We start from the raw sequence: 11,855 nt of genomic DNA on the forward strand, positions 1-11,855 counted from the left end.
CAGTGATTAGACAAAGCTGGAGGATTTAAATAGTGCCTAAGTCCTATGAGCCAAGCTTTTTTACGTCTACTATATCTATACAATTGTGCCTTGGTGAATTTTTCGATTCTACAGGTAGACCCAATTGTTCACAAAAAGAGGGATCATATCTGGCTCGTTCCCAGTTATTTGCTGCTTGAATTTGCTCAATACAGAGGTCTTGCACACCCCTGAAATCAGCATTTCTGAGATCAGCATAGGTCAAATTAGCATGGAGTAGGTATGCTTGTTGCAGATTAACTCCCTCTAATTTGGCATCACTCAGGTCTGCACCTTCTAATTGAGCACCTGCTAATTTAGCGCCTGTCAGGTTAGCGACTTCTAACTGCACCCCATTTAAATCTGCAAATTCAAGAATTGCTCCTCGTAAATCAGCACCACCAAGGTTAGCACCACCAAGGTCAGTATTACTTAAGTCAGCATGGCAAAGATTAGCACCTTCTAATTGAGCATCACTGAGGTTAGCAAACTGAAGATTTGCTTCTTTTAGGATGGCACGGCAAAGATTAGCACCTTCTAATTGGGCATCACTGAGATTAGCCCCTTTGAGATTAGCATAAGTGAGGTTGGCGTTACTAAGGTTAGCAATGCTCAAATCTGCTCCCGCCAAGTCTATTCCATTTAAGTCAGCACTAGGGACATCTAAAGCTTTTAAAGATACGCCATAATTGTTTAAATCTTTTAGTGCCTTAATTCTGGCATAGCTAGTAGCTACATTGGCGGCAGCTGCATTATCAATTACTTGCCATGCTTCATAAATTGTATTACGTCTGCGTTCTCTGCTTTCCAATAAATATAAAGTTGCTGCTGCTAAGATACTAAAACTTTCAATATTATTCAGTTCAATTACTGATAATGCTTGTTTATAAAAACACTGTAATAATGAGTCTTGGGATTGGCAAACAGGCATTTGCTTATTCCATTGTTCTATGTGACTGAATGTCAGCATCAAAAAGTAAGCGATGACAATTGCTAGTAGGACACGAAACCATACTATATCTAGCAAACCTCTTAACTTTTCTCGGAGTTTTCTAGTTATCCATGTAAGTTTTATCACATTTTGAATCCCTCCTAAGCAATGTAAAAACTTACGTTGTTCGCGATCCATCCGCTTTGCGGTGGGGATGGATCGTGAGCTGTCAATCAAAGAGGTTCAATGTATAATCTACTATCTGTTGCGATCGCTCACCCTTAATTAAACACAAATAACTAGTCAAAATCAAGTACAGTTAAAATAATACTAGTTAAGCGATCGCTACTTAAGAAGATTATCGAAGAGGCAGTGCAAATGAAAGATAATTGACACCGCCAATTACCTAATTAGAATTTTCTTTTCCCTCTCGCAAGGGTAGGTTTTTAACATTTAGGTTGAGCCTAGACTTAGGAGATTAGAAGATAGGCAGACAAGGAAGATTTTTCAAGGTTAAAATAGGCTTTTGAACCAGTTTTTATTGTTGGTAAACGTACTTTTTTGGCTCGGTTTTCCTCCCTTGTCTACTTTTCCTATCCCCCTGGGGGGATTATAGTGGGGTTATCCTCCAAGTCTTGCCAACACCCAATTATAAAAAGCCTACACTTGCTCCCTGCTCCCTGCTCCCTGCTCCCCTGCCTCTTTTAATAATGGGTTCCCGATTTACGATGATGGACAGCAGTAACACCATCAAGGTTGAGTACCTGTCCACTATCCAGGGTGGCGTAAATTAACCAATGGTCTCCTATTTCCATTCTACTTTGTACGGAACATTCCAAGTAGGCTAAAGCATCACTCAGGATAGGACAACCATTATCACCATCTTTATATGCCACCTCTGCAAAACGATCTTCACCTGGTGCAAATGGTTTGAGAAAATGCTTCATTAACCCCAAATGATTACCTTCTTTGAGGATATTGAGGACAAATTTATTACCTGAATACATTAGAGGTTCAAGAGCCCGATCCTTAGCTACAGCAATGGTTAATCCCGGAGGACTAAAGCTAGCTTGAGATACCCAGGAAGCTAACATGGCGCTGGAAATATCTCCTTGTTTGGCTGTTACCACGCATAGGGAACCAATAATCCTACCTAATGCTTGCTCTACGGAGGTAGCTGGTTGAATGGGAGCGCGGACTTTTTTCCCTTTCTTCAGTATTTGGGCGAAGTCTGTTCCCGTTTCTTCGCACATTTGCAGAATCACATCATTGGGCTTGAATTTGACTCGAATAGGTTCAAAACCAAGACGATAGCCAGCATCTTTGAGTTTACCTTCAATTAAGCCAATAGCTTCCCCACTCCAGCCAAAGGAACCAAATACACCAGCCAATTTGCTGTTAGTGGCGGTGGATAAAACAATCCCCAAAGCAGTTTGTACTGGTGTGGGTGCATGTCCTCCTAGGGTAGGAGAACCAATAATAAAGCCAGCTGCTTTTTCCACTGCGGCTTGAATTTCCGCCGGTTCGGCAAATTCACAGTTAATTGATTCTACTCTAACTCCGGCCTTAGTTATACCATGAGCGATCGCTTGGGCAACAGTTGCGGTATTCCCGTAAGCGGAAGCATAAATTAATGCCACTGTTATGTCTTGGGTTGCTTGCTGTTGGACTCCCTGGCGATATACTTTAGTGAGTTCAATTAAGCCATCTCTGACTAGGGATCCATGATTAGGAGCATAAAGTCTGGCTGGAAACTCAGACAATTTTTCTAGGGCTGTTTCCACCTGACGGGCATGGGGAGCCATCAAGCATTCAAAATAATACCGCCTATCTTCTAGAAATACTTGCCAACCTTCATCAAAAACCTGGTCGCCACAGATATGTGCCCCAAACAGCTTATCTGTATATAAAATTTCTGTTTGTGGGTCGTAGGTACAAAGATGGTCGGGATAGCGGGGGTTAGGGGTCGGTATAAATTGTAAATGATGCCCTTTACCTAAATCTAGAGATTCTTCCCGCTTCATTACAATGATGGGTAAGTTTTCATCCTCTAGGATTTGCCGTAAGTTAATTGCCCCTGGATTAGAACATACAAAGGTGATTTGGGGGGCAACTTCCCGCAATGCTCTTAAGGTAGCTGCCCGGTTAGGATTGACATGACCAATAATTACGTAATCAATTTTGGTAATATCGAACCGTTGCTTGAGAGCTTCTAAGTAAATTTGCGTGAAAGTCTCTCCAGGAGGATCTATCAAGGCAGTTTTATCGCCTTCAATTAAATAAGAATTAGCTGTAGTACCCTTAGCAAGAGCATATTCAATCTCGAACCTTAATCTTGCCCAACTGCGCGATCGCAGTACTCTAGTATCGGTACCTACAGGAAAAACTTGAACGTCACGGGGTTTGTTTTCTAACATGGGAATGTGTGGGGAGTGTGGGGAGTTTAAGGGGTGAGAGACTTAATTAATTACTGTGACTCCTAAACTCACTGATAACTGATAACTGATTTAATAGTGGTTACCGACTTTACGGTGGTGGATTGCGGTGAGGGAATCTGGTTTACTTACCTTACCCGCATACACATTGCTGTAAACAACCCAATGATCGCCAGTATCCATTCTGCTGACTACTTCGCATTCAACATATGCTAAGGCATCGTTAAGGATAGGGGAACCATTCTCAGCTGATTGGGTTTTCACATTAGCAAAGCGATCCGCACCAGGAGCAAATCGTTTGAGGAAGTGTTTCATTAAGCCTTGATAATTACCTTCCTCTAAAATATTAAGGACAAATTTATCACCCACTTGCATCAGTGATTCAATCGCCCTGTCTTTGGCTACGGCAATGGAGATTCCCAAGGGCTTGAAACTGGCTTGACTTACCCAGGATGCCAACATGGCACTTTTAACATCACCTTTTTTCGCTGTAATAATATACAAACCACCGCTAATTCTACCTAAAGCTTTATCTAAATCAGCACCGAGGGATTTCATTTGTTTAATGCTTTTATCCCTTGTCACCCATTGTCCTAAGTCCGTACCTGCTTCTTCACACAGCTTGTAGGTATTTTCAGTAGGGGTTTCTTTAATCTTAATTGCCGGGAAAGCCTGTTTTAAGCCTAAATTACGAAACTTACCCAATAACAGGTCAATGGGTTCGTCATCACCACCACCAGACTCACATACACCCACAGCTTGCTTCTCATTCACAGAACCTAAAATTGTGCTGATGGCTGTTTGCATATCCTCATTGCTTGTGGGAGGGGTACTAATGATAATCCCTGCACAACGGCTGACAATTTCCCTTAGTTCTTGTAAATCAATATCCTCTCGCAAATCTACTATTTCCACGGCGACATCGGTTTTAGCGACACCACCAACCATCGCCTGTAGTAAATTATTGCTATAGCCATACTCAGAAACGTAGAATATACCAACTGTTGTTTCTGCTTTGGCTTTGCTTTGACTCCACTGACGGTAACGTCCAGTCAACTCTTCTACGTTATGGCGTAATATGGGGCCGTGACCAGTGGCAATGGTATCAATTTTACCTAAGGCACCCATCCGTTTGAGTGCGGACATGACAGACCGGGCATTGGGTGCCATTAAACACTCATAATAAAATTTATAGTCTGGGGAGATGGCTGATAAATCTTCGTCAAAGGTATCATCAGTACAGTAATGTAAGCCAAAGGCATCACAGGTAAAGAGAATTTGGGTTTTATAGTCATAGGTAAAAATTGTATCAGGCCAGTGGAGATTGGGAGCCATGACAAATTCTAATTCGTGCCCATTACCCAAATCTAGGCGATCGCCGTTTTTGACAATTCTGCGTTCAAAGGGTTGGTGGACTAAGTTTTCTAGAAATTGAATGGCGATTTTGGAACCAACTACGGTAATATCCGGAGCCAGTTGCAGCATATCCTTAACTAACCCACTGTGGTCTGGTTCCGTATGACTGATGATTAAATAATCAATATCTGTAGGATTAATTAAACCCTTGAGGGTATCTAAATATAGTTGGCGGAACTTTTCATGGGAGGTATCTACCAGTGCTATTTTTTCGCCACGGATGAGGAATGAGTTGTAGGTAGTACCATTTTGTAAACCGAACTCAATGTCAAAGCGATCGCGATCCCAATCCAATGAACGAATGGTGGTGGTTTCAGGAGCGATATCTAATTTCTGTATGGTGAGCTTTTTCTTGGTTTTGTCGGTGAGTACTACCATAACTCCCCTCCTTTGAGTAGTGAGTATTTTTCTCTGGTTTTATTGTTACACGACTCTATTGTAAATAATTATTAAATTTTCTATGGGTGGGTTAAGGAAAACTGAGGGGTAGAGAATATCAACAATTCATCAATACAGCTTTGCACAATTACATTGAAAATGGTGATGATAATAAATTAGCGTCTTGAAAATCCCTTGGAAAAATAATCCTTCCCAAAGCTAGACACAACCTAACTCATATGATATATTTAAAAATCGGTAAAGTCATGGCTCAGTAGCTCAGTTGGTTAGAGTAGGGGACTCATAAGCCCTTGGTCGTCAGTTCGAGTCTGACCTGAGCCATTTAAATTATAGAAATAGTAAAAGCCCTTTGTTAGAGGGCTTTTAGCTGTTTTATGGGAAAATCATCAATTTCAAGCCAGCCTATCACGGGCAATTTTGCCCACAACCAAAAATGAAAATATCTCTGACCGACTCCCCACTCCCTATTCCCCACTCCCCACTCCCCATTTTTAAACCAGTAGAACTGTATCTTATCTCACAGAAAAAGCTTCACTAAATCGGCGTGTTACAGGTTCCATAATAAAGGTTAAAACTGACTTCTTCCTTGTAACAATTTCCCCACTTGCAGCCATTCCAGGGGTAAATGAAACTTCTTGACCACGCACCATCAAAGTGTGTTTATTCAGCTTAATTCTAGTCGGAAATACTAAACCCAAATCTTTATCTAAGGTAGCATTAGGGCTAATTTGCACGACTTTACCATCAATAGTGCCAAATTCTTGAAAAGGAAAAGTCGCCATCTTAATTTTTGCTGTCATTCCTTTACGAATAAAGCCAATATCCCGGTTGAGTACTTTTACTTCTAATAGTAACTCTTCACCATCAGGCAGAATTGATAATAACTCCTCACCCGTTTGTACTGGACCTTTAGTTGCTTGGATTTTATATATTGTGCCAGCAGATGGAGCCTTAACAGTTTCACCTTCTTGTTCTTTTTTTGCTTGCTCTAATTTACCTTTAACTGTGGTTAACTCTTCTTCTCTTTGATTAATTTGGGTGAGAATTTCACTTTGACGCTCCGATTTCAGACGTTGTGCTTGTTTATGCGCCGATTCAGCTGCGGCTTCTGCTTGGCTAATTTCTTCTAATTGAGCAGCAATATCTTTTTGCAAAGAAGTAACTTTATCTTGAGCCTCTGTAACTTTATTTTGAGCATTAATTAAACCATCTTTTGCCCTAGTAATTTCAGCCTGTGCCCGGTTAAGTCTATCTTGTGCATCGAGATAATCTAATCTGGGTATAGCACGACGGGAAACTAATTTTCGCAAACCTTTTTCTCTCGATTCAGCGAGTTTTAAATTAGTAGCTACATTGTCTTGTAAAGTATAGGAGTTAGTCAGGTTTTGTTTAGCACTATTCAGGCTGCTTTTAGCATTAATTAAATTTTCTTGTAAACGGCTTAACTTTACTTTTGCTTGTTTGGTAATAGCTGTTTGCCGATTAGCTTCAGCCTCAGCAGCCCCTTGACGTGCTTGATAATCTTTAAGACGGGAGTCTAAAAGTTCATTTTGTAATTGATTACCGGCTATTTTACCACCACTACGTTCAGCTTGTAATCGTCGTAAATCTTCGTTAATTAATTTGACGGATTTTGCTAAACGGATCACATCTACCTGTTGTAAATCGGGGTCGCGTTCAATTAATACTTGACCTTTAACTACCCGATCTCCTTCTTTGACTTTCACTTTTACAATCGAACCACTACCCAAGGAAGTAATTGGTCTGACTTGAGTAGAAGCAATCAATTCTCCCTGAGCTGTAGCAACTTCATCTACTTGGGAAAAATGTGCCCAGGAGATAGTGCTAATAACAATTAAACTAATAGTCCCAGCTAATAATCTAGTATAAAGTGGTGGTAATTCCTGTACTGCTTTGCCTAATTCATAAGATAATTGCTCATCTGGTTTAGCAAATTTGTTTTTGGTTTGACGTGCTTGAGTCGGATTAGCAGTTAAGGCAAATTTCATATAATTTGAGATTTTGGATTTGAGATTAATTAAACTTAATGATAACTAGTCATTGGTAACTGATAACTGATAACTGATTCTCACACTGCAAGATGACGACTGAGAAAATTTTCTAACCTTTCTAACTTAAAATTAAAAATAGACTCTAAGTTAGTAATTTCCTCGGGAGTGCAGAAGAATTCATTTGCCAATAATGTGCAGAATGTTCCTAGGTTTTGTTGTTCTTCAGGGTTAAATAAACCTAATGCACTCCGCAAGCCATCCAGGATCAATAATGGTGGATTAATAATAATTGGTTCCCGATTAAAAATCCGCCCCAAAATTAGGGGTATATCTTCTCGCATGAGAATATCTGGACCCCCAACGGGGAAAATTTGATTTTCAGCAGCAGCTATATTTACACAATCAATCACCATTTTTGCTAAATCATCTGGACTAACAATGGAAGTACGGCTTTTGCGATCGCCAATTAGCAAGTATAATCCTGTACGTTGAAAACTTTCCGCTAGGGGAAGTAAGTTAGATGCTAATCCAGATGGACGAAAAATAGTGTAATTTAAGCCACTAGTTACCAAATATTGCTCTACAGCTCGTTTTGCTTTAAATACAGGTGCATCCTCATAATCCCTATCAACTCCCAAGACGGAAATCAAGACAAAGTGTTGCACTCCATTAGCTTTGGCTTGGTCAATTAATTCTATATTGGCGCGGTAATCTACTGCTAAAGTGTTTCTACCGGAACCGTGGGTACTAATAATGTACTGGATGCCTCGACAAGCTTTGTAGATATCTTTTTCTTGTTGTAAGTCACCAATAAAAATTTCCGCTTCTCGGTGTTCTTACTCGCTGTAATGGGATGTCAGTCTCACAAAGGCTCTGACAGCCATTCCCCGTTGTCGTAGCAGTCGCACCACTCGACGACCGATTCCTCCTGTAGCTCCTGTTACCAAAAACATTTTTTTGTTGGGGATTAATGTGTAAAATCAAAAAATATGATTGATCTTTCCAGACATTTTCATTTTAAACTTCCAAAACCACAGGGGTATGATCGCTTGGTTTCTCCTTTTTCCTAGGTGTAACATCAATAACACAACTTTTGGCACGTTCGTATAAATCCACCGTCACATAGTGATGATCTATACGCCAACCCAAATTACGTCGGAATGATGCAGCTCGATAATCCCACCAGCTGTACTGTCCTCCTTCAGGATTAAATTTACGAAAAGCATCAGCAAATCCCAATTTGAGGATCTCCCCTAAAGCATTCCGTTCTGAATCAGAGGACATGATGTGGTTTTTAATACTTACTTTGTCGTGTATATCTCTATCTTCCAAAGCAATATTAAAGTCGCCACACATACAAATATTAGGGGTAACTGGCAAGATTTGTTGTAAATAACGTTCCAGGATTTGCAACCAACCCAATTTATATTCGTATTTATCACTATCAATAGATGAACCATTCGGTACATAAAGATTGAGAATGCGAATATCTGAGAATACACCAGTAATGACCCGTTTTTGGGCATCCCATTCTGGTTCAACATCAGGTAAGACACCTGTAAAACCAGTACTGACATCCGTTAAAGGTTGCAAACTAGCGATCGCCACACCATTGTAAGATTTTTGCCCAGATATATACAAGTGATAACCCAACTCCTCAAACAGCGATCGCGGAAATTGCTCGTCTACAACTTTGGTTTCTTGTAAACAAAGAACATCAACGGGATTGTCTTTTAACCAATCCATGACATGGTCTAAACGAGTACGAACGGAATTGACGTTCCAAGTAGCTATTTTCATTAGTTCTTTATTTGTCATTAGTCCTTATACCAATTCTGTGTGAAGATGCACCAAAAGGATAATCTGCTTTGATTTTGTATGAAATCTTCCCTCGCAAATTTATTTAGCGCAGCCTCATAAAGAAATGGTATTAGTCATTAGTTATTGGTCAATATCTATTACTCAAGTCCCCAGGGGATGGAGATAAGGAATGAGGCTTCTAGCTATTTCCTCTAAAATCTGATCTTGAAAATGATATTGTCTAAGCTGCTATGCATTTAACTTAATATATTCATTTGGTATTGGTTAATCCCCAGAACTCCTGTCAATTCTTGCTTCTGACTTGCTGTTAACTTATGATCCCCAGGGTAGATGTAATCCCAGAATGGCACTGTTAGTATTTGATTGTGTGGTTACTTGATGATTACCGAGTAATCCCCAAGAGATTAAAAAATTTATAAATCTACACTCAATCAGGAAATTTCCAATTCATTGTGTAGTTACTTAATGATGACAAAGTAATCACTAATAAATTCATGGATTTGTAAATCCACACTCAATCAGGAGATTTCCATAATTGAAATTACTACGGAGACTGGTAAGTCCATTGTAGGGGTGTAACCCTTGCACCCTTGCCACTGATAAAGTTATTTTCAGAAATCACCTATTTCCCGTAAACATTTATTTACAAAGTGTAGTGATGATATGAAGACAAAGTGGGGAGTAACTGGGTTCATAAAGAGTATTCGGGGATACTATTAAAAAATGAAAATTAAATTATTATGCATTTTGTTTGATCAAATACAACACGCAATAACAGTCAAATGAATAGCATTTATTAAATAAATAGTGTAATTCTCATTCAATAATTATTTCCCAGTACATATTAATCAAAAGATTTTTCAAGGGGGTCTAGTTGATATGAATACGAACAACAGTTGTTCATGTTGTGGTGGTTTCCTCCTGCGCCATATTCGTCATGGTGGAGTCTACTGGTTTTGTCAAGAATGTCGGCAAGAAATACCATTATTAAATGTCAGTAGTCTATCAGGAGTGGTGGAAGGACGAAACCAAAGAGCTATTACTAAAGAAGTCGTAAATTCTTAGTGCCTCTTATAACTGTGATAAACGGTCTAGGCTAGAGAATAAAATGCTTTTGACGTTTGACTTCTCCTCTGAGAGATAAAGGGGTTGACCGAAAATAATGGGATACAAGCCCCGTCTTTCAATGACGACTTTTCGAAAGATTCTGGTACAATAAAAGGAAGTTGCCATAGGTCATTGGGAGACTATAAACGGACATGGAGGGAAGGTAAGACTGTTTTGGCAGCACATCCCAGCGAAGTGTCAAGGAATCCTCACTCCTTTAGGAAGAGGAGATATGTCAATTCTACACAGCGATACTAGTCGAAAATTCTTTTTCTCTGCGAAATCAATGAATAAGCAAGTAGCTCCGCCTGATAAAATCGGGGGGAGCAAATTTTATGTAAACATTTAGGTCAAAAATCTTGCTAGCAGCCTTACTTTACGGTCAAGAGGATTTACGTTTAGAACAGGTAGCCGATCCGACTCCTGCACCTGGAGAAGTTATCATCCAAGTGGAAGCAGCCACAACCTGTGGTACAGATTTGAAGGTGTGGCGACGGGGTAGTCATGCCAAAATGCTCACATTACCAACCCCGTTTGGACATGAGGCTGCTGGTCAGATTGTAGCACTGGGTGAAGGTGTAACTAATTGGCAAATAGGCAATCGCGTAGTGGCAAATAATTCTGCTCCATGCATGAAATGCTTTTATTGTCAACGCAAAGAATATTCTTTATGTCCTAACTTAACTTGGAATAATGGTACTTTTGCCCAATACTTGCAAATTCCAACTGCCATTGTCCAGCATAATTTATTGTCGGTTCCTGAGGAATTGCCCTATGAGTTGGCAGCAATGACAGAACCCTTGGCTTGTGTATTGCATGGTGTAGCTCGTTCTGGGGTCAAAAATAGTGATCAATCTGGCGGGCTGACTCAAAAAGTGGTAGTTTTGGGAGACGGAGCCATTGGCTTGATGTTTGTTGCCAAGCTAGCTCATGATTTCCCCGTAGAAGTAATATTGTTTGGTGGTAATGATTCTAGGCTGGAAATTGGCCAGAAATTCGGTGCAACTCACATATTTAATTACCACAAAGTATCTGATATAGCAGCTACAGTCAAGGACATTACTGATGGTTTGGGTGCAGATATAGTAATTGAAGCCACAGGGGTACCAACTGTATGGGAAACTGCGATCGCAGCTGCACGTCCTGGTGCTACGGTAAATTTATTCGGTGGTTGTCCGCGAAATACAACCATTACCGTGAATACGGAGCAATTGCATTATAGCGAATTGACCTTAAAGGGAGTATTTCATAACACCCCCCATTTTGTTCGGGAAGCCTTAGCATTGATTGCAAGTAGAAAAGTTCCTTTTGAATTACTCTTAAGCGAACGCCGTCCCTTGCAAGAATTAGAGCAGGTATTTTGTGAGATGCGGGAACGGAAAACAATTAAGGTAGCAATGGTTCCGTGAAGTTGGGTGATTGACACTCCCACGGTTATTCACGGATTGCAATATGAAAAGATGAGATTTCCCCATCATCTAACACCCAAACCCTATACCCTACACCCCGTTGATCACAAGAACCAGGGAGAAAAGTTCTTTTAGGAGGGGAATGCCGTTTTTACCATGCTGTGCAGGGTAGGGAAACAAGGTTTCAAACCCTACCGACTTTCTTGTGACAGGGGTAACTCAATTATAAACTCTGTCCCCTCTCCAAGTTCAGAAATGCAGCTTAACTTACCCCCATGTTTGTCTACCACAATTGAATAGCTAATTA

7 protein-coding genes, 1 tRNA gene and 1 pseudogene are annotated in these 11,855 nt (G+C 40.2%); 3 read left to right on the forward strand and 6 right to left on the reverse strand.

The window, feature by feature from the left end:
* Positions 1 to 43 precede the first annotated feature (43 nt).
* The 3 genes from CALSC_RS18105 to CALSC_RS18115 form a co-directional block, all read right to left on the reverse strand.
* Positions 44 to 1,096, reverse strand: a complete 1,053-nt coding sequence (locus CALSC_RS18105; protein WP_235006842.1) for a pentapeptide repeat-containing protein — start codon at positions 1,094 to 1,096, stop codon at positions 44 to 46.
* A gap of 557 nt (positions 1,097 to 1,653) precedes the next feature.
* Entirely contained in the window at positions 1,654 to 3,366 is a 1,713-nt protein-coding gene (locus CALSC_RS18110) for a diflavin flavoprotein (RefSeq protein ID WP_088242694.1), read from the reverse strand.
* 90 nt (positions 3,367 to 3,456) lie between these two features.
* Positions 3,457 to 5,178 (reverse strand): diflavin flavoprotein, encoded by a 1,722-nt coding sequence (locus CALSC_RS18115; RefSeq protein WP_088242695.1) that lies wholly within the window; start codon positions 5,176 to 5,178, stop codon positions 3,457 to 3,459.
* Positions 5,179 to 5,446: 268 nt separating this feature from the next.
* On the opposite strand from CALSC_RS18115, the gene CALSC_RS18120 reads away from it, so the two are divergent.
* Positions 5,447 to 5,520 (forward strand) — tRNA-Met (locus tag CALSC_RS18120).
* Between the two features lie 191 nt (positions 5,521 to 5,711).
* Here CALSC_RS18120 and CALSC_RS18125 read toward each other — a convergent pair.
* From CALSC_RS18125 to xth, 3 genes and pseudogenes are all read right to left on the reverse strand, one after another.
* Positions 5,712 to 7,208, reverse strand: a complete 1,497-nt coding sequence (locus CALSC_RS18125; protein WP_088242696.1) for an HlyD family efflux transporter periplasmic adaptor subunit — start codon at positions 7,206 to 7,208, stop codon at positions 5,712 to 5,714.
* Positions 7,209 to 7,288: 80 nt separating this feature from the next.
* A pseudogene (locus CALSC_RS18130) lies at positions 7,289 to 8,164 on the reverse strand (SDR family oxidoreductase).
* Positions 8,165 to 8,228: 64 nt separating this feature from the next.
* The gene (xth, locus tag CALSC_RS18135; protein ID WP_088242699.1) at positions 8,229 to 9,011 is read right to left on the reverse strand and encodes an exodeoxyribonuclease III; all 783 of its coding nucleotides are present in this window, start codon (positions 9,009 to 9,011) and stop codon (positions 8,229 to 8,231) included.
* Between the two features lie 900 nt (positions 9,012 to 9,911).
* On the opposite strand from xth, the gene CALSC_RS18140 reads away from it, so the two are divergent.
* Both CALSC_RS18140 and CALSC_RS18145 read left to right on the forward strand, forming a co-directional pair.
* Positions 9,912 to 10,097, forward strand: a complete 186-nt coding sequence (locus tag CALSC_RS18140; protein ID WP_088242697.1) for a hypothetical protein — start codon at positions 9,912 to 9,914, stop codon at positions 10,095 to 10,097.
* A gap of 401 nt (positions 10,098 to 10,498) precedes the next feature.
* Positions 10,499 to 11,548, forward strand: a complete 1,050-nt coding sequence (locus CALSC_RS18145; RefSeq protein WP_088242698.1) for a zinc-dependent alcohol dehydrogenase — start codon at positions 10,499 to 10,501, stop codon at positions 11,546 to 11,548.
* Positions 11,549 to 11,855 lie beyond the last annotated feature (307 nt).

The organism is Calothrix rhizosoleniae SC01 (genome assembly GCF_900185595.1).
GTDB classification, from domain to species: domain Bacteria; phylum Cyanobacteriota; class Cyanobacteriia; order Cyanobacteriales; family Nostocaceae; genus Calothrix_A; species Calothrix_A rhizosoleniae.